This is a genomic window from Flavobacterium sp. N1719, from assembly GCF_025947045.1.
Lineage (GTDB): Bacteria > Bacteroidota > Bacteroidia > Flavobacteriales > Flavobacteriaceae > Flavobacterium > Flavobacterium stagni.
In genome coordinates, this window is record NZ_CP109993.1 from 1,159,855 (window position 1) to 1,185,638 (window position 25,784).

18 protein-coding genes and 2 tRNA genes are annotated in these 25,784 nt (G+C 39.6%); 8 read left to right on the plus strand and 12 right to left on the minus strand.

The genetic code is table 11. The features are described from left to right. The first annotated feature begins 47 nt into the window (after positions 1 to 47). The 3 genes from tig to clpX all read left to right on the plus strand — a co-directional run bounded on the left by tig (position 48) and on the right by clpX (position 3,673). Positions 48 to 1,382, plus strand: a complete 1,335-nt coding sequence (gene tig / locus OLM45_RS04740) for a trigger factor (RefSeq protein WP_264512388.1) — start codon at positions 48 to 50, stop codon at positions 1,380 to 1,382. 329 nt (positions 1,383 to 1,711) lie between these two features. Continuing rightward, positions 1,712 to 2,368 carry an ATP-dependent Clp endopeptidase proteolytic subunit ClpP gene (gene clpP, locus OLM45_RS04745; protein ID WP_264512390.1) on the plus strand — a complete coding sequence of 219 codons (657 nt, stop codon included), beginning with the start codon at positions 1,712 to 1,714 and terminating at the stop codon, positions 2,366 to 2,368. A gap of 75 nt (positions 2,369 to 2,443) precedes the next feature. Beyond that, a complete protein-coding gene (gene clpX / locus OLM45_RS04750) occupies positions 2,444 to 3,673 on the plus strand; it encodes an ATP-dependent Clp protease ATP-binding subunit ClpX (RefSeq protein WP_264512392.1) in 1,230 nt (409 codons plus the stop codon). 50 nt (positions 3,674 to 3,723) lie between these two features. On the opposite strand, the gene OLM45_RS04755 is transcribed toward clpX, so the two are convergent. The 3 genes from OLM45_RS04755 to OLM45_RS04765 all read right to left on the minus strand — a co-directional run bounded on the left by OLM45_RS04755 (position 3,724) and on the right by OLM45_RS04765 (position 8,447). Next, positions 3,724 to 5,943 carry a TonB-dependent receptor domain-containing protein gene (locus OLM45_RS04755; protein WP_264512394.1) on the minus strand — a complete coding sequence of 740 codons (2,220 nt, stop codon included), beginning with the start codon at positions 5,941 to 5,943 and terminating at the stop codon, positions 3,724 to 3,726. A gap of 218 nt (positions 5,944 to 6,161) precedes the next feature. Then, a complete protein-coding gene (locus tag OLM45_RS04760) occupies positions 6,162 to 7,688 on the minus strand; it encodes a GH3 auxin-responsive promoter family protein (protein ID WP_264512396.1) in 1,527 nt (508 codons plus the stop codon). Positions 7,689 to 7,733: 45 nt separating this feature from the next. Next, the gene (locus OLM45_RS04765; protein ID WP_264512398.1) at positions 7,734 to 8,447 is read right to left on the minus strand and encodes an SIMPL domain-containing protein; all 714 of its coding nucleotides are present in this window, start codon (positions 8,445 to 8,447) and stop codon (positions 7,734 to 7,736) included. 62 nt (positions 8,448 to 8,509) lie between these two features. Here OLM45_RS04765 and OLM45_RS04770 point away from each other — a divergent pair, with 62 nt between their 5' ends. Beyond that, positions 8,510 to 9,307: a DUF2797 domain-containing protein gene (locus OLM45_RS04770; protein ID WP_264512400.1), complete on the plus strand. Its 798-nt coding sequence runs from the start codon at positions 8,510 to 8,512 to the stop codon at positions 9,305 to 9,307. A 48-nt stretch (positions 9,308 to 9,355) separates the two neighbouring features. Here OLM45_RS04770 and OLM45_RS04775 read toward each other — a convergent pair whose 3' ends face one another. From OLM45_RS04775 to sppA, 3 genes are all read right to left on the minus strand, one after another. Further along, complete coding sequence (locus tag OLM45_RS04775; protein WP_264512402.1) at positions 9,356 to 9,931, minus strand: PorT family protein; 576 nt, start codon at positions 9,929 to 9,931, stop codon at positions 9,356 to 9,358. A gap of 35 nt (positions 9,932 to 9,966) precedes the next feature. Continuing rightward, on the minus strand, positions 9,967 to 12,540 hold the full coding sequence (locus OLM45_RS04780; protein ID WP_264512404.1) for an AsmA-like C-terminal region-containing protein: 2,574 nt from the start codon (positions 12,538 to 12,540) through the stop codon (positions 9,967 to 9,969). Positions 12,541 to 12,691: 151 nt separating this feature from the next. Next, a complete protein-coding gene (sppA, locus tag OLM45_RS04785; protein WP_264512406.1) occupies positions 12,692 to 14,449 on the minus strand; it encodes a signal peptide peptidase SppA in 1,758 nt (585 codons plus the stop codon). Between the two features lie 136 nt (positions 14,450 to 14,585). On the opposite strand from sppA, the gene folK reads away from it, so the two are divergent. Continuing rightward, positions 14,586 to 15,722, plus strand: coding sequence for a 2-amino-4-hydroxy-6-hydroxymethyldihydropteridine diphosphokinase (gene folK, locus OLM45_RS04790; RefSeq protein WP_264512408.1), 1,137 nt, complete (start codon positions 14,586 to 14,588; stop codon positions 15,720 to 15,722). Here folK and OLM45_RS04795 read toward each other — a convergent pair. The 3 genes from OLM45_RS04795 to OLM45_RS04805 all read right to left on the minus strand — a co-directional run bounded on the left by OLM45_RS04795 (position 15,711) and on the right by OLM45_RS04805 (position 18,802). After that, positions 15,711 to 17,738, minus strand: coding sequence for a T9SS type B sorting domain-containing protein (locus tag OLM45_RS04795; RefSeq protein WP_264512410.1), 2,028 nt, complete (start codon positions 17,736 to 17,738; stop codon positions 15,711 to 15,713). The genes folK and OLM45_RS04795 overlap by 12 nt on opposite strands. A gap of 7 nt (positions 17,739 to 17,745) precedes the next feature. Further along, the gene (locus tag OLM45_RS04800; protein ID WP_264512412.1) at positions 17,746 to 18,273 is read right to left on the minus strand and encodes an RNA methyltransferase; all 528 of its coding nucleotides are present in this window, start codon (positions 18,271 to 18,273) and stop codon (positions 17,746 to 17,748) included. 61 nt (positions 18,274 to 18,334) lie between these two features. Then, complete coding sequence (locus OLM45_RS04805) at positions 18,335 to 18,802, minus strand: DUF1573 domain-containing protein (RefSeq protein WP_129459971.1); 468 nt, start codon at positions 18,800 to 18,802, stop codon at positions 18,335 to 18,337. A gap of 149 nt (positions 18,803 to 18,951) precedes the next feature. On the opposite strand from OLM45_RS04805, the gene mutS reads away from it, so the two are divergent. The 3 genes from mutS to OLM45_RS04820 all read left to right on the plus strand — a co-directional run bounded on the left by mutS (position 18,952) and on the right by OLM45_RS04820 (position 21,863). Further along, entirely contained in the window at positions 18,952 to 21,558 is a 2,607-nt protein-coding gene (mutS, locus tag OLM45_RS04810; protein ID WP_264512414.1) for a DNA mismatch repair protein MutS, read from the plus strand. A 132-nt stretch (positions 21,559 to 21,690) separates the two neighbouring features. After that, a tRNA-Gly gene (locus OLM45_RS04815) sits at positions 21,691 to 21,763 on the plus strand. A 14-nt stretch (positions 21,764 to 21,777) separates the two neighbouring features. Continuing rightward, positions 21,778 to 21,863 (plus strand) — tRNA-Leu (locus tag OLM45_RS04820). A 133-nt stretch (positions 21,864 to 21,996) separates the two neighbouring features. Here the strand turns inward: OLM45_RS04820 and OLM45_RS04825 are convergent. The 3 genes from OLM45_RS04825 to OLM45_RS04835 form a co-directional block, all read right to left on the minus strand. Then, positions 21,997 to 22,212 carry a hypothetical protein gene (locus OLM45_RS04825; RefSeq protein WP_264512416.1) on the minus strand — a complete coding sequence of 72 codons (216 nt, stop codon included), beginning with the start codon at positions 22,210 to 22,212 and terminating at the stop codon, positions 21,997 to 21,999. 156 nt (positions 22,213 to 22,368) lie between these two features. Continuing rightward, positions 22,369 to 24,522 carry a S46 family peptidase gene (locus OLM45_RS04830; protein WP_264512419.1) on the minus strand — a complete coding sequence of 718 codons (2,154 nt, stop codon included), beginning with the start codon at positions 24,520 to 24,522 and terminating at the stop codon, positions 22,369 to 22,371. A gap of 4 nt (positions 24,523 to 24,526) precedes the next feature. Next, positions 24,527 to 25,771, minus strand: a complete 1,245-nt coding sequence (locus tag OLM45_RS04835; protein WP_264512421.1) for a 3-deoxy-D-manno-octulosonic acid transferase — start codon at positions 25,769 to 25,771, stop codon at positions 24,527 to 24,529. Positions 25,772 to 25,784 lie beyond the last annotated feature (13 nt).

Sequence of the window (25,784 nt, forward strand, 5' to 3'; positions counted from 1 at the left end):
TATACTTTTGCAACCCGATTTTATTTACTAAAAATTAGTACAATCTCATGAATATTACAAGAAATAATGTGGACGCTTTGAATGCAGTAGTAACTGTAGAAGTGAACAAAAGCGATTATGCAGACAAAGTACAGGAAGTGTTAACCAACTACCGCAAGAATGCAAGCATCCCTGGATTCCGTAAAGGTGCGGTTCCAATGAGTTTAATTCAAAAACAATACGGTAAAGCCGTGTTATTAGACGAAGTAAACAAATTATTGCAAGACAGTTTGAACAACTATTTGGTTGAAGAAAAATTGGACATCCTTGGTAATCCGCTTCCTAAAGTAACCGAAGATTTCAACTGGGATACCGATGACTTCAAATTCGAATTTGAATTGGGTCTTGCTCCCGAATTCACCGTGGATCTAGCAGCAAAAACAAGCGTGGTAAAATACAATGTAGTTGCTGATGATACGATGTTAAACGGTCAAATCGCGCGTATCCAAAAACAATACGGTAAAGTAGTAGCCAAAGATAAAGTAGAAGAAGGAAATGATGTAGCAGGGATCTTCGCCAACGAAGAGCGTGGCATCACCAACCGTACAACTTTAGACCTAGAAGATTTAGCCGATAAAAAAGCGGTAAAAGCAATCATGGGTAAAAAAGTAGGGGATGTGGTTACCCTAAAAACGAAAGGTTTATTCAACGACGATCACAAATTGATGGACGTGTTAAACATCGGTCACGATGATGTACACGGGTTAGATATCGAAGTGACTTTCACCATTGACGAAGTTATCGGGTATGAGCCTGCAACCTTAGACCAAGAATTGTTTGATCGTTTGTTCGGACCCAAAGCCGTGACTTCTGTGGATGAAATGAAAGCCAAAATCAAAGAAGATGCTGAACGTCAATTCGCACAACAAGCTGACCAAAAATTCTTGAACGATGTGACGGAGTTCTTGGCAGAATCTACCAAATTTGATTTGCCTGCTGAATTCTTGAAAAAATGGATTCAAACCACCGGTGAAAACCCAATTTCCGAAGAAGAAGCGGCTACTGAATACGAGCGTTCCGAAAAAGGTTTGCGCTACCAATTGATCGAAGGAAAAATCATGAAGGACAACAACCTTCAAATTACTTTCGACGAATTGAAAGACTATACCTCTGGCTTGATCAAACAACAAATGGCACAATTCGGTCAAATGGATCCATCCGATGAGGACGTTCAAGGTATCGTGGCTCGCGTGATGTCCAACCAAGACGAAGTGCGTCGCTTGTCAGAACAAGTGATGAACCAAAAAATGTTGGATTTGTTCAAAGACAAAGTAAAAGCAAAAACCAAAGAAGTAAACTACGAAGACTTCGTGAAAGCGATGTATGGCGAGTTGAAACACTAATTAAAATATAATTGCTATATTTGAGCGTCAAAGTCGGCCCGATTTTGACGCTTTTTTTTAAAACGTTCTTCGGGTTTTGGGCAGCTTTTCCGGCTTTTGTTGCGGTACCGTCCTGCCGATCGGTTTTTGTTCGGCCCCCACAGGCGCTTCCTTCGGTCGCACTGCGGTTCCCACAAAAACACGACCGCCACTTCCGGTGACCTCCACGACAATCCGGGCTGCATCCCAGTAAACCGACAGTTTGGCATATTGAACAAAAGCGGTACAACCTTTGTACTCCTTTTTGCATCTAGTATTAAAAAGTATATTAATTCATTCTACCACAACTTATGAATTTCGGAAAAGAATTTAAAAAATTTGCGACGAAAAAGCACGGTGTAAATAGCCTCTACTTCGATAAAATCGTAGCAGGGATGACACCCTATATCATTGAAGAACGTCAAATGAACGTGTCTCAATTGGATGTATTCTCCCGTTTAATGATGGACCGCATCATTTTCTTGGGAACCGGTGTTGACGATTATGTTGCCAACATTATCCAAGCCCAATTGTTGTTCTTGGAAAGTGTTGACGCTTCCAAAGACATCCAAATCTACATCAACTCTCCAGGAGGAAGTGTTTACGCTGGTCTCGGAATTTATGATACCATGCAATACGTAAAACCTGATGTAGCTACCATCTGTACCGGAATGGCAGCCTCTATGGGAGCCGTATTATTATGCGCCGGTGCCGAAGGTAAACGTTCAGCATTACCCCATTCTCGCGTAATGATTCACCAACCTTCAGGGGGTGCGCAAGGCGTGGCAACCGACATGGAAATCAACTTGAAAGAAATGTTGAAATTAAAAGACGAATTGTACCAAATCATTTCGAACCATTCGGGACAAACGTTTGAAAAAGTATACAAAGACTCAGAACGTGACTACTGGATGATCGCCGATGAAGCGAAAGAATACGGTATGATCGACGAAGTATTACGAAGATAATTTTTAACAAGCTACTTAGAAACCGAGCAAAGAAGTCTCTTGCGCTCAGTTTCACAGCAGCTCAGCAGCTTACTTATGGCTAAAGAAATTTTAGAATGTTCCTTCTGCGGACGCAAAAAACCCGAAACCAATCTGTTGATTGCCGGTATCAATGCACACATCTGTGACCGTTGTATCGAACAAGCACACGGCATTGTTTTGGAAGAAATCCGTTCCAGTAATGGCGTGAAATTGCCTTCCGATTTGGTGTTGCAACGTCCGAAAGAAATTCGTGCATTCCTCGATCAATATGTAATCGGTCAAGAACAAACCAAAAAAGTGCTATCTGTTGCCGTATACAATCACTACAAACGATTGATGCAACCTCATGCCGCCGACGAAGTGGAAATTGAAAAGTCCAATATTGTCATGGTGGGTCAAACGGGTACTGGTAAAACCTTAGTCGCCAAAACCATCGCGCGCATGCTTGATGTGCCGTTAGCGATTGTTGATGCTACCGTATTGACAGAAGCGGGCTATGTAGGGGAAGACGTTGAGAGTATTTTGACGCGCTTACTTCAAGCCGCCGATTACGATGTGGCCAAGGCAGAGCGCGGTATTGTGTTTATTGATGAGATTGATAAAATCGCACGTAAAAGTGATAATCCATCCATTACACGCGACGTGTCAGGGGAAGGTGTACAACAAGCGCTATTGAAACTATTGGAAGGAACTGTAGTCAATGTTCCTCCAAAAGGAGGACGTAAACACCCCGACCAAAAATTTGTAGAAGTCAATACCCAAAATATCTTATTTATTGCCGGTGGCGCTTTTGACGGTATTGAGCGTGTCATTTCAAAACGCTTGAATCGTCAAGCGGTAGGATACAGTACAAATAAAAAAGAAGCGGTTGACAAAGACAATCTTTTGCAATACATCATCCCAAAGGATTTAAAAGATTTTGGTTTAATTCCAGAAATTATCGGTCGTATGCCTGTGCTAACCCACATGGATCCGCTAGATAAACCTACATTGCGTGCCATTTTGACCGAACCCAAAAATGCCTTGATCAAACAATACCAAAAATTGTTTGCCATGGATGAGGTACAATTGACGGTCACGGATGAAGCCTTGGATTACATTGTCGATAAAGCTTTGGAATACAAACTTGGCGCACGTGGATTACGATCCCTGTGCGAAGCGATTCTTACCGATGCGATGTATGAAATGCCCAGCACCGATGACAAAATCTTGGATATCGATAAAGATTATGCCGAACATGCTTTGAATAAAAATTTATTGAAACGATTAGAAATCGCCTCATAAAAAAATCCCGATCAACCGATCGGGATTTTCTTTTCTAACTAACCTCAAACTTATTTCATCAATCCGCCACCCGAGTTCACTTTGTCCGTTTGGATGTCCGTGTTCTCTTTTTGTAGTTTTAGATTTCCGAAATTGTATGTTAACGACAAACGAAATACACGCGAGTCGATTTTTTCTCTGAAACGGGTATCCAAATTCTCTCCGGCCACTAAAGCATTGACATTGTTTTGATTGAATACATCAAAACAGTGAATACCAATTTTTAATTTTTTATCCATAAATTCTTTATTGAACGAAATATCAAACTGTTGAATCGGCTTGGTGATGCGGTAAATTTCCCAGTTTCCATTGCCTGGCAAAATGAAATACGACATGGTGTTTTTGATGCCCCAAGGCAAAATGATTTGCGACTGCGCGGCATAATTAAATAATCCTTTGGTGCCGTAGGGTAAGTAATACCCACGTAAATCCGATTTCACATAATTGATGTTGACAAAAATGTAGTTCATCTGATCCATGTTGTTCATGCGTTTTTGAAATTCTTCTTTTCCTTTGAAAAAATAATCCAACGGAATCGGGAAATTCGCATACGCACTAAAGGTTCGGAACTGATCAAACTGCTTGAAAGTCGCATTACTAACTGGTGTAGTAGCCGCTGCATCTGCACTAAATACGAATTGGTTGATGTCTTTGCTAATCGTATAATTGGCTCCCAATTGCACAAATTGAAAGGCAGAAAACTTTAATTCAAAATTGTCAATAAATGTCGGGTTCAATAACGGATTTCCCTGTGACGAGTTGTATTGGTCAAAATTGGAACCATTATTCGGATTCAAGGCAAAATAATTGGGCTGACTAATTTTCTTCGAATACGAAGCGGATACATTCAATTGATCCGTAAACTCATAAATCGCACTGATGTTTGGGAACAAATTTCGGTTGGTGAAACTCACTTTTTGTGACAAAGTGTTCGTTAAACGTTCAATGTGGAAATTCTCATAACGCAATCCCGCGGTCAAATTTAATTTCTTGATTTTTTGACGCGCCTCCACATAAAAAGCCAAATTGTTTTCTTTATAATCAAAAGTAATCACATTGGGAACAGTCGTGTTGAGGTAATAATTCCCATCTTGTTGCACCTGTAAAAAGTTGTATTTACCCCCCGTACTCAATGAAAATTTCCATTTTTCAACAGGGAAAACAAAATCGTATTTTAGGTATTGATTCCCTAATTTAAAAACCGAGTTACTGGAATTGTTATAGGTTGCCAAGGTTGTATAATCCACCGCCGAAGCCATTGATCTTGGCTTTTGATCCAAGAAATTCGTATAGGCCGTAACATCAAAAGTAGAACCGATGGTATCTAGTTTTTGTTTGAATTGTAAACTCAATTCGTGGTTGTAATTTTTATTCTTGGTCGTACCGTTATTACGGTAGTCGATATTGTCGCCAATCGTGTAATTTTTGAACTCATTGCGTTCATTGGCCGCATTCAAATTGTAATTCAATAATAAATTCGTTTTATCATTAAATCGGTAATTAGTCCCCCCACGGAAATAAAAATTACGGTAGGTGGTCTGACTGAAGTTCTCTTGGTCCAATTGTTTTACAGGAGTAAAAGCAGTAAACGTTTGCTGCGTTCCACGGCGGTTTTCACTATCGATATAATTGTAACCCGTCATGGTTTGCCAACTTAATTTTCCAACTTTACCATTCACTAAAACTTGCGGACTCGGTTTTTGGTATTTGTTGAAATTGTAGTTGATGTTGAAGCTAGCATTGACACCCGCTCTGCGTTTGGCATTGGTTACAATATTAATGATTGAACCGCTAGAATTTGCATCATAGGAAGCACCTGGATTGTAGATGAGTTCGACTTTTTCTATAGCATTAGCAGGAAGCGAGCTCAAATAATTCTGTAAATCGGTACCCGATAGCGAACTCGGCGAACCGTCGATGTAAATGCGCACTCCTTTTCCATTTAAGGTAATTTCCCCTGTTGGAGAAGTAATCACACCCGGTAATTTTTTAATCGCATCCAAACTGCTTCCTGTACTCACCATCGGATTGTCTTTAATGGAAACGGTAGTTTTGTCGGATTCAACTTTGATGAATTTGCGTTTTTGGGCAATGGTTACTTCGTCAAGTGTGGTGACTTTGGCTTTGGTAGTGTCGCTAACTTTTTGATTGTTTTCGTTGCGGGAAGTCTGTTCTTGTGCCATGACATTACCGCATAGCAACGCCATGAGTGGCAGAAATACTAATTTCATGATTGTGATTGATTGATGATTACAGGTAAGACTTTTGAGTCGTACAATTGTTACAAATCAATCCCATTTTTTTGTGTTAAAATTTTAAGAGGGAAGGGCAGAAGGATCGTTTTTTGTTGCTAATGGTTTGGCTTCTACGCATCTACGGCCATAGCATTTCATGCGTTTGGGACCGCAAGAAAAGGTAAGTAATGCCAAACAAATTAGAATCAAATACTTCATAGTGAGGCACTGTGTTGCAGTTGTATTAGTTGCTCGAGATAATCCCGTTGGTTGGACAATCGCGGAATTTTATTTTGACCGCCCAATTTATCGCGCTCTTTTAACCAATCATAAAAAAGGTTTTTACGGGCAACATTTAACTTTAACGGATTTAAAGTCATGTTATTGTAGCGTTTCGCTTCATAATCCGAGTTGACGGATTGTAAGTGATTGTCCAAAAGTTCGGCAAATGCCGCCACAGAATCGGGCGATTGATCAAACTCAATCATCCATTCATGCGCACCTTTTTCTTTACCTTGCATAAAAATCGGCGCCACCGTATAATCTTTAATCGAACAATGCAAGGCTTGACACGTCAGCGCCAAGGCTTTATCGGTATTTTCTACCATGAGTTCTTCTCCAAAAACATTGATGTGGTGTTTGGTCCGACCCGAAACCCGAATGCGGTACGGACTGATAGAAGTAAACCGAACAGTGTCGCCAATCATATAGCGCCAAAGGCCAGAATTGGTCGTAATCACAACGGCATAATTGGTGTCCAATTCTACTTCGGCTAATCGAATAATTTTTTCATCAGGGGTGCTAAACGTGGACATGGGAATGAACTCATAGAAAATGCCATAATCCAGCATTAACAGCAAATCATTGGAATAGTTTAAATCTTGAATGGCAAAAAATCCCTCACTGGCATTGTAAATTTCGTAATATTTAAAGTCGGGTTTGGGCAACAATTTTTGGTATTGCTCACGATAGGGTTCGAAACTCACCCCGCCATGAAAATACACTTCGAGATTGGGCCATAAATCCAATAATTGGGTATGGCCGGTTTCGTTGAGAATGCGTTGCATCAAGACCATCATCCAAGAAGGAACGCCTGCAAAACTCGTCACATTTTCAGTTTTCGTTTCATGAATTATGGCCGCCAATTTGGTTTCCCATTCACTCATTAACGAGGTTTTATTGCTGGGCGTACTACTAAATTCAGCCCACAGCGGCATATTCTCAATTAAAATCGCCGATAAATCGCCGAAATAGGTATTGTTGTTGGCATAAATTTGCGAACTTCCTCCCAAACGTAAACTCTTTCCTAAAAACAAATTGGATTCGGGATTGTTGTGCAAATACATCGCTAGTAAATCTTTGCTGCCTTTGTAATGACAATCCTCCAAAGCCGCTGTACTTACGGGAATAAATTTACTTTTGGCGTTGGTTGTTCCGCTGGATTTGGCAAACCATTTAATCGGGGTGTGCCAAAATATATTTTGATAGCCTTTACGCGTTTCTTCAATCAGTGGTTCCAAATCTTCATAATGCGAAACCGGTACCCGGTCGATAAAGGTTTGGTAACTTTTCACAGAAGCAAAATCATATTTTTTCCCAATCACCGTCTCTTCACAATTGCGAATGAGGTTCAAAAGTAAATCCTCTTGAACTTCATTCGGGTATTTTAAAAACAATTCAATCTGGTGAATGCGCTGTTTTAATACCCACGAGGCAATAGAATTGATAATGGGAAATGGCATGGTGTGTCTATATCATTATTTGAATGATATAAAAATAATAAAAAACTAATTAAGTATTTCCGTTTGTAAGTTTACAGAGACAGAATATTTGATGAGTTCGCCACTCGAAGAAACTCCGCGACCTCCCATGCCTTTTCCATAGGTTTCAAATTCTTCGGTATTGATGCGTACGTTGCTGTCGTTCGGACTCTTATTCGAACTCAGGGTTAAAATTTTGCCCAATTGTACATCACTGTGTTTGGCCAATCTTCGTGTGGTTTCAATAGCATCAGCCACCGCCAATTCTTCTGCTTTTTTGTAATGTTCTTGAAAATTGGTGTTGAAATACGAAATTCGTTCAATGCGTTGAAACTTGGTTTTCAATAATTCTTCGGTTAAATCTTGGATTTTATCCAAATCCAAAATGGTAAAGATGATTTTTTGATTGGAACGAAATCCGAGGAAAATATCTTTGTCCAGTTTGGAATCCCACCGGGTAGCTTTATCGGTTGTAATTAAACTCGTTTTAATTTCTGTGGTATCTTTTACATACCGCAATACAATTTGCCGAATCAATTTCATGGTTTGTTGGTTTTCATTCACCGCTTCCCGCAAGGTAGGTTTCACATGAGTCAGTTGTAACGTAATCGAAGCGGCATTGGGAAACACAGAAACCGAGCCACTGCCCAATACACTAATTTTTGGTTTGTCTGCGATGTTTTGCGATTGAAGGGTGAAGGAAATTACACCAATCAAAAGCGTAAAAAATAATTTTTTCATGTTGGTTTGGTTTTTTTGGTTGTTCTATCTTTACGCAGAATTAACTTATTTATTGTATTCAAATGATTTACGAAGGCGTGCTTTCCAAGATGCAAACGGAATTTCAAGATCCTATTCAATACTATTTGGTATTGGATCAAAGTTTTTTACATATCAATCAAATGTTAGGCAAAACCCTTGAGTTTGTACATACGGGTTACCAGTGTTTGAATTGTGGTAAAAAGAAGAAAATCTTCCGTCAAGGCTTTTGTTACGATTGCTTTATGGGCAGTCCTGCAGCGGGCGATTGGATTATGCGCCCTGAGTTAAGTACGGCCCATTTGGATATTGAAGACCGCGATTTGGAATATGAAAAACGAGTGCAATTGCAACCGCATATTGTGTATTTGGCCTTGTCAAGTGAAGTGAAAGTTGGGGTTACACGCAAAACGCAAGTACCTACTCGTTGGATCGATCAAGGTGCTGTTCAAGCCTTGCCTATCGTGGAAGTCCCCAACCGGTATTTGGCAGGAATCACCGAAGTTGCGCTTAAAAATTATTTTGCCGACAAAACCAATTGGCAAAAAATGCTCAAAAATGAAGTGGCTTGGGTAGACTTATTCCATGAAAGGGAGAAAATTGCTTCCGTGTTGCCAGAGGAAGTGAGGCTCTATTTTCATCCCGAAGCACAAGATTTATACGAATTGCATTATCCAGTTTTGAACTATCCTTCCAAAGTGTCCAGTTTAAATCTGGAAAAAACCAAGCAGTATTCCGGTAAATTAATAGGGGTTAAAGGACAATATTTACTCTTTGAAGATCAGACCGTTTTTAATGTCCGCACCTACGAAGGCTATGAAGTTCGAATCACTATAGTATAAAAAAAAGCGACTAGACATCTAGTCGCTTTTTTTTATTTAATTCTAAAATTACAATTTGAATACGCCACCCACATTAAATACTGAATGGGCATTTGCGATGGTGCCACTTTTTTTCGTAATGTCTGACATGCCGCTAAACCCTTGCCAATCCACCAAAATGCTGAATTTTTTGGAGACTTCAATTTTATAGCCAATACCATACGTAAGTCCCATTTGGAAACTATTGAGGTACGTGCTAATATCTTGTCCGTTTTCATCAGCAGAGAGTAAAAAACTTGGTGTTAAACCAAAATTTAAGTTCCATTTACGATTGCTTCCAAAGTGCCAATTCGCATTAAAAGGAATGCTTAAATAACTTAATTTATCTACAAAAAATATATTCTCAGCTCCCATGCTTTGAATTTGCAAACCCGAGCGAAGACTCCATCGATCGTTGAAATAATAGTCGGCTGCAACACCTAAATCTGCAGAATTACGATATCCAAAACCATCGGTGTTGTCACCAACAAAAGTAGATGTTGCATAACCAATGTAAGGTACAAGTTCGATATCGCCCGCTGAACGACGCTGTGCATTTGAAACGATTCCGCTCAATATAAAAAAGCTGATTATTAATTTTTTCATGGTATATATACTATTTTAAGTTGGGGCAAATATACTTACTTTTTCTTGCCAAATAGACCGTTAATTAAATTGCCGGCTTTGTTTTTTAAGTCCTCTTTGGTTTTTGTTTTTGCAGTATCACCGGGTTTAGTATTGCGGTCAATCAGTTGGTCTAGGGCTGATTTTCCTTTATCAACCAACTTGTCTTTTTGTTGTTTAGCAATGTTATTAGCTAAAGCTGTCGTTGCCGTTTTAATATCGGTTGAAACTTTTGGATTGGAAAAACTTCCAGTCAAATTGGCATTGATAGGAACGTTGTCCAATTTATTTACATCTGAAGGGGATAATTTGGCTAATAATTTATTGGCATCATTGCCTAAATATTTTGCCGGGACATCCAATTTTAAACCGTAATTCATGGATTGATCAAACCCGTGTGAACCATTTACGGTGACTTTGATATCTTGGTATTTGATGTCAAATGGTTTTACCACCACTTTACCATCCTTAAATGAAACGGCTGCTTTTAGATCGTTTAAGTTGAGTTTGTTAATATCGATAAACTTCAATTGATCATCCAAAGTGTTCAGCAATTTTGAATTACTTGGATTTACTGTGGTAGAAAGTAATTGCCCTATTAAATCGCCAGAAAGACTTTTGATGTCGGGGGTCATTTCCGTGGCATTTAAGTTCCCATTTAATTTTATGGTCGAATTTAATTTACCGTTAATCACGCCAGCAATTGGAGCAATTTTTTTCAACATGTCCAATTGTGTGAACGATTGGGCAATATCGACCTGACTCAAACCAAGATTCATGGCGAATTTTGGTGTTTTTTCTTTGGTAGAAACGTCTCCGTTAAACGTAATCTGACCGTTAAAAATATTCGTTTTTACATTCTCCAAGGTCACTTTTTGGTCTTTGATAATCAACTTACCCATACAGTTTTTTAAGGTTAAGTTGTCGTACAAAACGGTATTGGCTTTTGCGGTTAACGAACAATCCAAAAAGGCCGGAATTTTTAACGGCTCTGCTGCTTTTTTGCTTTCCGTTTTTGGGGTAGTTTCCTTAGTCATGAAATCATTAACGGCCAATTGATTGGAAATTAAGTTGAAATTGCCTTGAAGATTTTGGTTACGAAAAATAAAACCGTAAAAATTCTCCAAAACGCCATTCACCGCCAAATCACTTTTCCCGGTTTTCGCCGCAAATTGTTTTAAGTGCACCCGACTCGGATTGAATTCGACCAAAACCTTGCTGATGTCCATATTTTTCCCAGTTTCATCGGTATAACGGAATCCGGTCAAATCAATGGTTCCCGCATTTTGAATTCGGGCATAATCGCTTTTTTCCACGGATGCCATGTCAAAGGCCGTGGTTACATCTGCTTTTAAAATTCCCGATAAGGGTTTATCTAATTTAATGGGATAGGCTTTTGAGAAATTATTTAAGTTGATGGTACCTTTTAATTCTGCATTGACTTGGGCATTCTCAGCCACATTTTTTAATGTTGCTTTGGCATTAAAAACATCTTGATCAATAGCAAAAGATAGGCGGTCAATGTTCACATAAGTGTCGTTCATTGTGCCTGTTTCATTCACGATTTTAGTGTCGATCTGAATGTTTTTGATTGCTTTGGGCAAATTCGGGTACTGGAAAGAGGCGTTGTTTGACGCGATACCAATGTTGAATTTGGGTACGGTAGTTTCGGTTAATTGTCCTTTGGCAAATCCTTTTACAGAAAAAGCACCAGTTGTTTTTACATTATCCAAATTACTTCGGTAAGCCGCTGGAATCAATCCCAAGAAGTTTTTAAAATCTGAAGTAGGGGTTTCAAAGGTGAGATCATAAATTTGCGCATTCTCCGCCATTTGAATAAAACCATTAAACTTTAATGGCAAGTCGTTGATTTTGGCTTCGTTTTGTTTAAAACTGTATTTGCTTTGCTTTAAATCAATTCCTAAAACCGCATCCAGCGCCACAGGAACGTGATTCATGTAATTCATTTTGTCCATAGACATTGATACTTGGGTCGTTGTTTTGGTTTTTAAATCCAATACATCATTACTGAAATCTCCCTCACCAGTATGATTGATACTGTCCAATTGCATTTTGATTTTGGACTTTCTATCCGTAAAGCGAAACGTGTAATTTTCGACTTCGTATTCTTTAATCTTCAACGACAAGGGTTTGCTGGCTTCGTCAGAATCCGTTTCTTTTTTATCCTTTAAGGCGATGTCGTAATTCCCTTGGCCTTTTTCATTAAAAATAATATTAATTAATCCATTATTGGTAGAAATCGCATCAACATGCATGGGTTCGGTGTCGCTGTTGAACAATTCCATCACCGATAATTTTAAGTGCAATTCATCAAAGGCAACTAGCGTATCACCCTCAAAAGGCGCTTTGTTGATAATCGCCATTTTTTCAATAGAGACGGTGGCTTTTGGGAAGTTTTTAAACAAATTTACATCCGCATCGGCAAAAGAGACTTTGGCATCTACACTTTCGTTTAAGGCCTTTTCAATGCGGGCTTTGATTTGATCTTTGAAAAAATAGGGGATGGCAAAAGCAAGTAAGACGATTACTCCCAAAGTGATTCCGGTAATTTTGGCGATTTTCTTTAACATAGGATTCAATATTTATAAAAAGCCAAAACGCAAATACCTTGCCTAAATTGACCTTGTTTCACAAAAATACAATTTACTGTGGTGATATTTATTCCAGATATTCCCAAAAAAAGATTAAAAAAACCGCTTCGTTGAAAAGCGGTTTTACATCTTAATTTATTTTTAGTTCATAGGGCATTCGGGTCATCACTCCTTTTTGACGGGAAAGCAATTGAATGCGTTGTAAAATTTCATAATTCTGTTCGCCAATTTCTTGTTTTAAGAGTTCGGCCCGACTTTGAACTAAGCCCATATCCTCAAAGAAAGCCAACAATTCACGGTCGTATTCTGGATAATCTTGGGTGCGATAGGATTTAAGTTTAGCTAATTTGGCAGCTTCTTTAATGGCCTTGTCCAAACCACCAATTTTATCGACTAAACCAATTTTGATGGCATCGGCGCCACTCCAAACCCGACCTTGCCCGATAGCATCAACTTGCTCAGGAGTTAATTTACGGCCATCCGCCACACGTTTTACAAAAGTGGCATAAACTCGTTCAACGCCTTCTTGTGTTACCATTCTGAAGTTTTCATCCATAGGGCGGAACGGACTGTAGTCTAAGGCATTTTTATTGGTTTGCACTTGGTCCACACTCAAGCCAATTTTTTGACCCAATTCCGTAAAATTCGGAATCACCCCAAATACACCAATCGAACCTGTAATGGTGGTTTCTTCAGCAAAAATGGTATTGGCATTACACGAAATATAATACCCGCCAGAAGCTGCGTAATTCCCCATAGAAACGACCACGGGCTTCACTTTTTTCGTTAATTCAATTTCTCTCCAAATCAAATCGGAGGTCAATGCACTACCACCCGGACTATCGACACGCAATACGATTGCTTTCACATTTTCATCCCTACGTGCATCGCGGATCGCTCTACGCATAGCGCCATCCCCAATCACATTCACATCGCCTTCACCTGCGGCAATTTCACCTTGAGCGTATATAATTGCAATTTCATCTGTAGCATCTAAATTCACCGCTGCAGTGGCTTTGGCTTCCGCATAATCGACGATTGAAATTGTATTGTAATCGGTGTCAGGGTCTTCTTTTAGGGCTTTCCGAATTAAATCATCGTAATGATCTTCGTACGTAATCACATCCACCAAACGGTTTTGTTTGGCCAATTCAGGCGTGCGTGCGCTAAGGTTGTCGGCAATGGCATTTAATTCTTCTGGGGAGATGTTCCGACTCTTAGAAATATCCGCGATGACAGCATTCCAAACGGATTGTAATAACTGACTCGTTTGTTCGCGATTGGCGTCACTCATTTTGTCTTCTAAAAAGGGTTCGACCGCACTTTTGTATTTGCCATGGCGAATGACTTCCATTTTGATACCCGATTTTTCCTGAATGCCTTTAAAGAACATCAATTCGGCGCCCAATCCTTTAAAGTCTAATTCACCTACCGGATTGATACAAACTTTATTCGCAGCAGAAGCTAAATAGTAGTCTTTTTGCGAATAGACATCCGCATAGGCATACACAAACTTACCTGATTTTTTAAAGTCAATTAATTTGTCCCGCAACGCTTTGGTTTGAGCCAAACCTAGTCCGGAGTTCAAATTTTTCAATGAAATTCCTTTGATGTCTGCATCGGTTTTCGCATAATCAATAGCATTCAAAATATCGATTAACCCGTCGTGATTTGCCGTAAATTGCCCAATGTCGGTGAAATTAATTTTTCCAGCATAGTCCAATTCGACTTTGGATAAATCCAATTCAATTACCGAATTTGAGTTAACCGTTACGGTTTCTTCATCGCCACCAAAAAGGGCAGCTATAAAAATGAGCCCAAAAAAAGCAATCATGAAGAATAAAAAGAGTCCGACCAAAGTGGCCAATACATTACTTAAAAAACGCATAGTTTAAATTTTAACACATTAGTTTCCAATTCACTAAAATTGTTACGGAATTTTGGGTCTAACTTCTCAAAAATAGTTATCAACACCGAGCGCAAAAATAGCGATTTCTGAATTAGATTTAGTTATTTTGCGGGGTATGAATTCACAGCATCAAATTGTACTAGCATTGGGAACCAATTCGGGCGAAAGGCTCAGTAATTTGGAGCAATGTGTGCATTTGATACATCAAAATACAGCCACGGTAATCGCTGTTTCTCCGGTATACGAAACCCCATCTTGGGGCTTTGAAAGCGCTTCGTTTTACAATTGTATACTTGTGGTTCATTCCCATAAAACGCCTCAGAAAATTCTGAAATCTATTTTGAAAATTGAACGCGAAATGGGTAGAACGCGAAGTGGTTCTGAAGGCTATGAAGACCGAATTATCGATATCGACATCATTAGTTTTGATCATGAATGGGTTGAAACGGAACAGTTGACCATTCCACATCCCTTGTTGGCAGAACGGCAATTTGTGTTGCAACCTTTAGCTAAAGTTTTGCCCAATTGGACGCATCCGAAAACCCAGCAATCTGTGCAAGAATTGATTCAAAAGTGCTCGGATAATGGCGAATATCAAATCGTTGGAAACCTTTCGGCACCTTTGCAAGCGATTCATTTAGAACAATGCAATTATATCGCTATTGAAGGAAATATTGGTGCTGGAAAAACGACATTGGCAACCAAAATGGCCGAAGATTTTAATGCAAAAACGGTCTATGAACGATTTGCCGACAATCCGTTTTTGCCTAAATTCTACAAAGATCAAAACCGCTATGCCTTTCCTTTGGAAATGTCATTTCTAGCGGATCGCTACCAACAAATTTCTGATGATTTGTCCCAATTTGATTTGTTTAAAGATTTTGTGGTGGCAGATTACCACATTTTCAAATCGTTAATTTTTGCCAAAGTTACGTTAGCCGAAGACGAATACCGTCTGTATAAAACGCTGTTTGATATCATTTATAAAGAAATGCCCAAGCCCGATTTGTATATTTATTTGTACCAAAATACGGAACGATTACTGCAAAATATCCGTAAACGGGGGCGAAGCTATGAACAAGAAATTCCGGCTGACTATCTAGAAAAAATTAATAACGGCTATTTGGATTTTATCAAAACCCAGCAAAATTTAAACGTATTGGTGATTGATGTTTCCGAATTGGATTTTGTTAAAAATCAATCCGATTATGTTACTATTTTGCAGGCCATTCAAAAGCAATTATCGCTTTAACGCAAAGTGCCCTTTTTGACGTAATCCATTGGTTTTGTTTTCATACACAAACCAATAATCATCGGCGGGTGCCAACTGCCCGTTGATTTGACCATTCCAACTCGGATTACGCGGGTTAATTTCAAATACAATTTTTCCGTACCGATCATAAATGGTTAGGGTTTCTGCTGCAGAAATAAGCGCGCCTTTCCCTGTCCAACTGTCGTTTAAGCCATCTTGATTGGGAGTAAAGTAAGCTGGAAAAACATTGGCTTGAAACGGAATTTCGAGTAAGCCACAACCGTGAATTTCGCGAATTGTGAGGGTGAAAAAACCACCTTCGTCCAAATGAAAAACGGGGCTAGTTTGAAAGGTAACCCCGTCAATACTGTATTCAAAATCACCATTTTCAACCATAAAAACCGTCATGTCAAGTCCGTTGATTAATAAAGAACTTAATTCGGGTAAAGAATAATGATTGACGGTAAACGATTTTGTATCGGCACAATTATCTGCAGTGGTAACGGTTACCTGATAAACACCTTCCTGTGTCACACTGATGGATGGGGTTGTGCTGCCATTCGACCATGAATACGTGGCATTGGGATAGAATACCGCGAGTGAAGCTGAACGGTTGGCACATACATTAATGGTTTCATCCGGCCCAAGGTTCGGTGTTGGGAGTAAGGAAACCGTCACCGGAATTCGTGTTGAAATACAGCCGTTGTTGTTGGCTTCAACATAGAATGTCGTCGTTTGATTCAGAACAGGCGTCGTGTATTGATTGCCTGTAAATAAGGGTTGTGTACTATTCATTGACGCATACCATCGAACAACACCGGCCGTTGTGGTAGCACTTAAAATGGTACTTAAACCAGAACAACCCGAAGCGGCAGGGTTAACTGTGAGTACAGGGATGTCGTAAATGGTTGCGGTTACTGCTGTTCTCGGACTATTTAAACAATCAGAAGTTACGGTGTAAAATGTTGTAGTTGTGTTTAAATGGGGTGTTGTAAAAGAATTTCCAGTTGCAATTGGCGTTCCTCCCGTGGCAGATGTGTACCAATTTACGGTTCCTTGATTAGTAGTAGCTTGTAAGTTTACTGTTCCAGGTCCGCACGAACTTCCCTCTGTAGTTGCTGTAATTTTTGGAATATAAAGGGAAGTACTCGTAGAAATTTGTAGAACAGGATCGCCGGGCATACCGCCAAATTCGACGATATAGCCTTTGGGTTGGTAACTCCCCGAGCTGTCACCAGTATTGGATAAATCATTCCAAGAACCTGCTAAACCAACTCCAGGTGCCGTAATGTGGGCATAATCTTCATCGTTGAGATTATTCGGTTCGCCCGTATTCCAATACGTAAAGGTGAGTGCTGTGCCGAGTTCGGGTCCGGACATCCATTTCCATTGTCCTTCCACTTGTTCGTCACTCGCACCAATCCAACCCGTTCCTGAGGCTTGGTTGCCTGAAAAAACGGCTTCGTCTAACGAAGTTAGGGTGGCTAAATAGCCGTGTAGTCCAAAATAAGTACTTGAATTCGCTAACGCTAAAGCATTGGTCCAGGTAATACCAAGATTGGGGACAAACAAATAAAAATGATCTGTAGATGGTAGGTAGTTGGCATCGCCTACAGAAATCGAGAACGACCGAGTTCCTGATGGATTAGGCGAGTTATTCGAAAATTCCACATCCAGAATTGCAGCGGTGAGTTCGGTATAAGTAGGTTGTCCGGTTATGCCAAATAAGGTTAATTTTCCGGCAGTTGCATCCCAGGAACTTCCTACATTAGGATGAATACCTGTTAATGTCAATAGATCTTGACCTTGAACATAGCCGTTCGAAATTTGTATAAATATATTGTTGACGCCCATATCATCAGGGTCTGTTATGGTCATGGAAGTGGCAATTTTAACTGAGGTTCCCGCACAATAGGGTTGGTTGCCTGTAGCTTGGAGTACGGGGGCAACATTAGTCGTTTGTGACCAAATTGCAGTACAATAGAAAAATAGACAAATGTTGTAGATGCGGGACATTTATTGACTATTTTAATTTTTGAAAAAAATCCCACACGACAATGCCTGCGCTTACGGAGATGTTGAGTGAATGTTTAGAACCCAATTGCGGAATTTCGATACAACCTTCGGCAAGAGCAATGGCTTCTTGGGAAACGCCATATACTTCGTTACCAAAAATCAAGGCATAACGTTCGTCTTTGTTGGGGGAAAATTGATCTAAAAACGTAGCGTTTTCGACTTGTTCGATAGCATAGACTTTGACACCTGCTGTTTGTAGTTGTTGAATAACAGTTGTAACCTTTTCAGCATATTCCCATGCTACAGTTTCTGTGGCTCCCAATGCCGTTTTGTGAATTTCTTTGTGAGGAGGTGTAGCCGTGATGCCGCAGAGGTAAATTTTTTCTACTAAAAAAGCATCCGATGTGCGAAATACAGACCCGATATTATGCAGACTTCGAATATCGTCAAGTATAATGATTATTGGGGTTTTTGTCGCTTTTTTAAAATCTTCAACGGATTTACGATCAAGTTCGCTATTGGCTAATTTTCTCATACTGCAAAAATAAAAAAAGCTCCCGTTGAGGAGCTTTAAATATGGAAAAATAAGATTTTATTTAACTTTTAACCGGTGCAGCTGCTGGAGTAGCAGGTTGCGGATCGGGTAAAACGTTACCTTTAATGGTTAAAACCTTAGTTTCGTTGCCTACTGCATTGGAACGCACAGTTACGTTTTTAGTAAATTGTCCTACGCGGTCAGTAGCGTAACGAACACTGATAACTCCTTTTTGACCCGGTTGAATTGGATCTTTAGGAGGAGTTGGAACTGTACAACCACAAGAACCCTGAGCGCTCTCAATAATCAACGGTTTATTGCCTGAGTTAGTGAAAACAAATTGGCGATTTCCATCCGCATTGTGTTCAATGGTGCCGTAGTCAATCGTTTCGTTCTCAAATGTAATTTGTGCACCGTCAACAGGTTGAGTGGTTTGCGCTGGCTGAGCAGTAGTTGTTTTCGCATTAGGGGTTTGTGCATTGGCTAAACCCATTACTGAAAGTGCTGCAACCAAAAGAATTTTTTTCATGGTCTAACAAAATTTAGATTTACAAGCAAATCTAACAAAAAAAATCATGTATTGTCCAAATTTTCCGCGTAAAAATCACTAATAAATTTCGTGGCAAACTTCAATAGATTTCGTTACATTCGTACCTCATTTTTTAAAATTGAAATAGCGTGGCAGCCAAAGAAAAAAGTACAAAGGAAACCCCATTGATGAAGCAATACAACGAGATAAAAGCCAAGTATCCCGATGCTTGTTTGTTGTTTCGCGTAGGCGACTTTTATGAAACCTTTGGCGAGGATGCCATACGCGCCTCTAAAATTTTAGGGATTATTTTGACCAAAAGAGGGAATGGCTCGGAATCAGAAACGGCATTGGCCGGATTTCCTCATCACTCATTGAACACGTATTTACCAAAATTAGTTAAAGCGGGTTTGCGGGTCGCTATTTGTGACCAATTGGAAGATCCCAAAATGACTAAAACCATTGTAAAAAGAGGTGTTACGGAATTGGTTACGCCAGGTGTAGCCATGAATGATGAGGTGCTGCAAGCCAAATCCAACAATTTTTTGGCTTCCGTTTATTTCGGTAAAAAAACATTAGGAATCGCTTTTCTTGATGTATCAACGGGTGAATTTCTAGCGGCCCAAGGGAATGAAGAATATTTGGATAAATTGATACAGAATTTTCAACCCGCTGAATTATTGGTTCCCAAACAGCAAAAAAAGCAATTTCATGATGTTTTTGGTGAAGAGTACAATGTGTTTTATCTCGAAGACTGGTTGTATAAAGAAGATTATGCCTTAGAGCGCTTAACTACACATTTTCAAACCAATTCGTTAAAAGGATTTGGGGTAGATGATTTGGTAGAGGGAGTGATTGCTTCGGGTGCGATTTTGTATTATTTATCCGAGACACAGCACAATAAATTACAGCATATTTCATCTATCCAACGCATTGCCGAAGAGGCGTATGTTTGGATGGACCGGTTTACCATTCGCAATTTAGAACTATACCACAGCTATAATCCCAATGCGGTAACGCTTTTGGATATTATCGATAAAACGCTTTCGCCTATGGGAGCTCGCCTGTTAAAAAGATGGCTGGCACTCCCGTTAAAGGATATTCAAAAAATCAGAGAGCGCCATGAAGTGGTTTCCTATCTGAAAAATAATCAAGAGATTTTACAACAAATTCAATATCAAATCAAACAGATATCGGATTTGGAGCGACTGATTTCGAAAGTGGCTACGGGACGAATTGCGCCGCGTGAAGTGATGTATTTGAAAGAATCCTTGGATGCCATTGTTCCAGTAAAAACGACTGCTTTGGCAAGTCCTCAGGAAGCCGTTCGAGTATTGGGGGATACCTTGCATTCGTGTGATGTTTTGCGGGAAAAAATCGCGACTACCTTAAATCCCGATGCGCCCGTTTCCATTGCTAAAGGAAATGCAATTGCTCCGGGTGTGCACGAAGAATTGGATAGGTTGCGCAATATTGCTTTTTCTGGGAAAGAATTTTTGGAGCAAATTGAAAAGCGGGAGTCGGAACGAACGGGTATTACCTCTTTAAAGATTTCATTTAATAACGTTTTTGGGTATTATATCGAAGTTCGAAACACCCACAAAGACAAAGTGCCCGAGGATTGGATTCGTAAACAAACCTTGGTCAATGCAGAGCGCTACATCACGGAAGAATTAAAAGAATATGAGAGCACCATTCTTGGTGCTGAAGAAAAGATTCATCAAATCGAATCCCAACTGTTTGAACAATTGGTGAATTGGATTGGAACGTATATCAAGCAAGTGCAAATGAATGCGCATTTGATTGCGCAATTGGATTGTTTGGTTGCTTTTGCTCAATTGGCTTTGGATCATCATTATGTATGTCCAGAATTGGACGATAGTTTTGATTTGGACATCAAAAACGGTCGTCATCCCGTAATTGAAAAACAATTGCCAGTGGGCGTGCCGTATATTGCAAACGATGTGTATTTGGATCGCGACAGTCAGCAAATCATCATGATTACGGGTCCGAACATGTCGGGTAAGTCGGCCATTTTACGGCAAACAGCGCTTATTGTACTGTTGGCGCAAATTGGAAGTTTTGTGCCGGCAGAATCCGTTCGTATGGGAGTGGTGGATAAAATTTTTACACGGGTAGGCGCTAGCGATAATATTTCTATGGGGGAGTCTACGTTTATGGTGGAGATGAATGAAACGGCTTCTATTTTGAATAATATGTCGGAACGAAGTTTAGTTTTACTTGACGAAATTGGACGCGGAACGAGTACGTATGATGGTATTTCCATTGCCTGGGCAATTGCAGACTATTTGCATGAAAATCCAGCACGTGCCAAAACCTTATTTGCGACCCATTACCATGAATTGAATGAAATGACGGAGGTATTGCCAAGAATCCGGAATTATAATGTTTCGGTAAAAGAATTGAAAGATAATGTGCTTTTCTTGCGCAAGCTAGTGGAAGGTGGTAGTGCGCACAGTTTTGGTATTCATGTGGCAAAAATGGCTGGTATGCCACAAACCGTGATTCAAAAAGCACAGAAGATGTTGAAGAAGATGGAAAAAGGGCATTCGTCAGAAGTGTTGAACGGCATCAAGTCGGCGCAAGATGAAATGCAACTCAGCTTTTTCAATTTGGATGATCCTTTGTTGGAAGAAATCAAAACGGATATTGAGCAATTGGACATAAATACCTTGACGCCTGTGGAGGCATTGATGAAGTTAAATGAATTAAAACGAATGTTAAACAGAAAGTAAAGTTTGGCAATCAGCGGGTTAAGAAAAACCCTGAATTTTTTTCTAATTTTCATTTGCAGAATACAATTTTAGTGTTACATTTGCATCCGCAATCGCAAGCAATGCGGTGCAGTTCTTAAATACATTGATAATGCGAAAATAGCTCAGTTGGTAGAGCGCAACCTTGCCAAGGTTGAGGTCGCGGGTTCGAACCCCGTTTTTCGCTCAACATACCAAAATGCTCGAGTGGTGGAATTGGTAGACACGCTGGACTTAAAATCCAGTGGGTAGTAATGCCCGTGCGGGTTCAAGTCCCGCCTTGAGTACAAAAGCTCCTAATGTTTCATTAGGAGCTTTTTTTATTGCAACTATTTAAGCTAGATAAACAATTCACGAAGTATATAAATGCAAAAAAGTCCCGATATCGGGACTTTTTTCTTAATCAGAACTGGGTTCTAATTATTTTTTTTCAGCTGGAGCTTCAGTTTTAGCAGCAGTTGAATCTACTTTTGTAGAATCTGTAGCTGTAGAATCTGTAGTTGTAGCAGTTGAATCTGTAGCAGTTGAATCAACAGCAGTTGAATCTGTAGCAGTTGCTTCAGCGTTTTCAGAATTTTTACAAGATACAACAGTCAAAGCAGCGATAACAGCTAAGCTTAAAAATACTTTTTTCATCTTACTTAATTATAAAAGGTTAATTATTAATTCGGAGCAAAGATATAAATTTTTTTAATCACAAAAACAAAAGTTCTTATTTTTTTAAAAAATTCGCACTTTGAATTCCGCCCATTATTTATCAAAGACCGTGCCAAAGTCTTATTTTTGAAATATTTATTTCTTCTTTTTTGGACTGATGATTTTCAGTTCGTTAATCAAATTTTGAGCGTTTGCAAACTTATCAATAATGAATAAAATATAGCGTGCATCCACCATTATGTTTCTACAGATCTCTGGAGAATAGTAAACATCACTCATCGTGCCTTCCCAAACACGATCAAAATTACAACCAATTAAATTGCCTTCTGCATCCAAAGCCGGACTACCCGAGTTTCCTCCTGTAGTATGATTGGTAGCGATAAAAGCAACTGGCATTTTGCCTTGGGCATTGGCGTATCGGCCATAATTCTTTTGTTGGTGCAATTCTATCAGTTTTTGAGGAACATCAAATTCATAGTCACCTGGAACGTATTTTTCCATTACACCATCAAGTGTAGTAAAAGGTTCATAATACACAGCATCCGTGGGTTTGTAGCCTTTAACTTTACCGTAAGTCACGCGCAGCGTACTGTTGGCATCGGGGAAAATACGGGCCGACTTCGGACTCAATTCCACAATCGCTTTCATGTACGTGCGTTGCGTGGCCATGTTTTTTAAATTCAATTCATCAAATTTAGGGGCCACTTTTTGCAAATAAGCATCAGCAATGGATTTCACCAATTGATAGCCTTTGTCTTGATTCATTTTTGCTAAAACAGTAGCCGTATCGCCTTCCAACAATTTTCTGAATGCCTCTAAATTAGTCAATGCTGAAGTTGAATAAATATCCTGAGCCATTTGAGTCGAATTCAAATTTTCTAGACTACTTGGTAAAAACGCTTTGGGTAAGCGTTGCGCATAAATGGCAATCAATTGTTCAAATACATTTTTATCAACCTCATTATTGTAATCTTTATAAAATGCATCGATGCCTTTATGTAAGGTGTTTTTACGATCTGTAAAAGCTTGTTCTCCTTTGTTGGTATACAATTGCTCCAATTGGTACAATTTATACCCCGTTTGTAAAAGCTCGGTATTGCGCAACACCACTTCTGTAAACAAATCACGAGCTAACGCATAATCGCGAATGGCGCTGTAATTTTTTTCAAAATCACTTAACAATTGACCGTATTCACTTTGTTTACCTGCCGCATTAATTTTTGCAGTCAATGCTGCTTCAAATTTTTGCTTTTCTACAATCGCATTTGATTTTTTCAAGCCTTTGGTTTCGCCAATCCATTTTTTCCAATAGTTGGCAATGCTGGCATATTTCGAAGCGTATTGAATTTTAATCGCTTGATCTTTGCGCATAAAACGGTCTTGCACTTTCAAGGCAGCGTCTCTTACTTCAATTTTTGCGGGATTTAACGTATTCACCAATTGTTCAACCGCATAGGAAGGTAAGTATTCTTGGGTGCGACCCGGATACCCCATCACCATCGTAAAATCATTTTCTTTAACTCCTTTTATAGAAATAGGGAAAAAGTATTTCGGTGTGTATGGAACATTGTCTTTGGAATACGTCGCAGGTCGGTTGTTTTTATCCGCATAAATTCGGAAAATCGAGAAATCTCCTGTATGGCGCGGCCAAACCCAGTTGTCGGTATCGGAGCCAAATTTCCCGATCGAACTCGGCGGTGCGCCTACTAAACGAATGTCTTTAAAGGTTTCGGTCACAAAACGAATATACTGATTGCCATCGTAGAAGGTTTTGATCAAGTTGTCTTGCCAAGTTTCTTTGGGTAACGATTTTGTCAATTCAGCAATAGTGCTTTGAATCTTTTTTTGTTTATCGGCTTCAGTTAAGCCTGTTGTACCTTCCAATACTTTTGAAGTCACATCTTCAATGCGCACCACAAACGTGACGACCATATCGGGATTTGCCAATTCGTCCTCCATTTTATAAGCCCAAAATCCATCGCGTAAATAATCGTGTTCTACGGTCGAATGGTTTTGAATCGCGTCAAATCCACAATGGTGGTTGGTTAAGATCAAACCTTTGTTGGAAATAACTTCAGCCGTACAACCGCCATCAAACTGGGGAACGGCATCTTTTAAGCTGGATTTGTTCACCGAATAAATTTGATCGGCAGTTAATTTCATGCCCAGATTTTTCATTTCCGTTTCACGGTCGCCTTTCAATAAGTTGGGCAGCCACATTCCGCCTTGTTGTGCAACGGAATTAAGGCATAAGAACAAAAACAAAAACAAGTGTTTCAAGTTTTTCATAGGATTAAAGTTGGTGTGTGTTTGTGATATATTTAATTATGGTAGCTGTAGCCCCTTTATTCATTTGAACAAAAGTGGCACAAATATGTCCTTTTTCATAGCGTTCGTCTTCATTTTGTATCCAACGATTCAGCGCTTCTTCACATTCTTGGGTGTTTTGAATGGAAACACAACCGCCCAAATCGACCAAAGCCGTCGCTTCTGCAAAGTGGCTATAGTTGGGTCCGACAACAATAGGAATCCCAAACGTAGCGGGTTCGAGGACATTATGCACGCCGGGATGACCAAATCCGCCGCCCACATAGGCAATATCGGCATAACTATAAATTTTGGTCAAAATTCCGATAGTGTCAATGATGAAGACAGAATAAGAAGAAAGGTCTTTGCCTTCTTTTTCAGAAAATAAAACGGTCGGTTTTTGCAATCGTTGTTGAAGATTGGCAATTTGTTCCGCTTTGATATTGTGTGGAGCAATGATGAATTTTAAGTCGGATGACGCTTGATTGATAAAGTAAAGTAACAATTCTTCATCTTTGGGCCAGGTACTTCCTGCAACTAGTGTGGTTTGGCTGTTTTTAAAATTCGCGATAAAGTCCAATTGATTATCGCGTTCCAAAATACCAACTACCCGATCAAAACGCGTGTCCCCAGAAACCGTACATTGGGAATATCCAATCGATTGCAATAGTTTTTTTGACGATTCATTTTGGACAAAAAAGTGGTCAAAGGTTTGCAAGGCTTGGCGATAAAATCCGCCGTAGAATTTAAAAAACGCTTGATTGGGTCGAAAGATACCTGATAGTAAATAAGTAGGTATTGCTTTCTTTTTAAGGATATTCAAATAGTTGGGCCAGTATTCGTATTTGATGAAGAAGACCAGTTCGGGTTGAATAGTTTCGATAAATCGTTGGGCATTGGATTGGGTGTCCAACGGCAAATAAACCGTCACATCGGCAATTGTATTGTTTTTTCGAACTTCATAACCCGAAGGGGAAAAGAAGGTCACGACGATTTTATGCTGAGGATAGTTTACTTTGAGGGCCTCAATTACGGGTAAGCCTTGTTCGTACTCGCCCAACGAGGCGGCATGAAACCAAATGGTTTTGTCTGAAGCTTGAAGTTTGGAAGTCAAAGTGTCCCAAACGGATTTCCGACCTTGGACAAATAATTTCAATTTGGAGCTGAATAGGGCAAGAAGCGGAAGCAATGCCGCCAATAAATGAACCAATAAATTGTAGAAAAACAACATGCCCTCAGCTTTA

Coding starts and splice junctions, on each gene's coding strand:
- OLM45_RS04795 (WP_264512410.1), bottom strand. CDS start 17,738: ATGTCCCGCATCTACAACATTTGTCTATTTTTCTATTGTACTGCAATT.
- OLM45_RS04800 (WP_264512412.1), bottom strand. CDS start 18,273: ATGAGAAAATTAGCCAATAGCGAACTTGATCGTAAATCCGTTGAAGAT.
- tig (WP_264512388.1), top strand. CDS start 48: ATGAATATTACAAGAAATAATGTGGACGCTTTGAATGCAGTAGTAACT.
- OLM45_RS04805 (WP_129459971.1), bottom strand. CDS start 18,802: ATGAAAAAAATTCTTTTGGTTGCAGCACTTTCAGTAATGGGTTTAGCC.
- OLM45_RS04780 (WP_264512404.1), bottom strand. CDS start 12,540: ATGTTAAAGAAAATCGCCAAAATTACCGGAATCACTTTGGGAGTAATC.
- clpP (WP_264512390.1), top strand. CDS start 1,712: ATGAATTTCGGAAAAGAATTTAAAAAATTTGCGACGAAAAAGCACGGT.
- clpX (WP_264512392.1), top strand. CDS start 2,444: ATGGCTAAAGAAATTTTAGAATGTTCCTTCTGCGGACGCAAAAAACCC.
- folK (WP_264512408.1), top strand. CDS start 14,586: ATGAATTCACAGCATCAAATTGTACTAGCATTGGGAACCAATTCGGGC.
- OLM45_RS04775 (WP_264512402.1), bottom strand. CDS start 9,931: ATGAAAAAATTAATAATCAGCTTTTTTATATTGAGCGGAATCGTTTCA.
- OLM45_RS04765 (WP_264512398.1), bottom strand. CDS start 8,447: ATGAAAAAATTATTTTTTACGCTTTTGATTGGTGTAATTTCCTTCACC.
- OLM45_RS04760 (WP_264512396.1), bottom strand. CDS start 7,688: ATGCCATTTCCCATTATCAATTCTATTGCCTCGTGGGTATTAAAACAG.
- OLM45_RS04825 (WP_264512416.1), bottom strand. CDS start 22,212: ATGAAAAAAGTATTTTTAAGCTTAGCTGTTATCGCTGCTTTGACTGTT.
- OLM45_RS04770 (WP_264512400.1), top strand. CDS start 8,510: ATGATTTACGAAGGCGTGCTTTCCAAGATGCAAACGGAATTTCAAGAT.
- OLM45_RS04830 (WP_264512419.1), bottom strand. CDS start 24,522: ATGAAAAACTTGAAACACTTGTTTTTGTTTTTGTTCTTATGCCTTAAT.
- sppA (WP_264512406.1), bottom strand. CDS start 14,449: ATGCGTTTTTTAAGTAATGTATTGGCCACTTTGGTCGGACTCTTTTTA.
- OLM45_RS04755 (WP_264512394.1), bottom strand. CDS start 5,943: ATGAAATTAGTATTTCTGCCACTCATGGCGTTGCTATGCGGTAATGTC.
- OLM45_RS04835 (WP_264512421.1), bottom strand. CDS start 25,771: ATGTTGTTTTTCTACAATTTATTGGTTCATTTATTGGCGGCATTGCTT.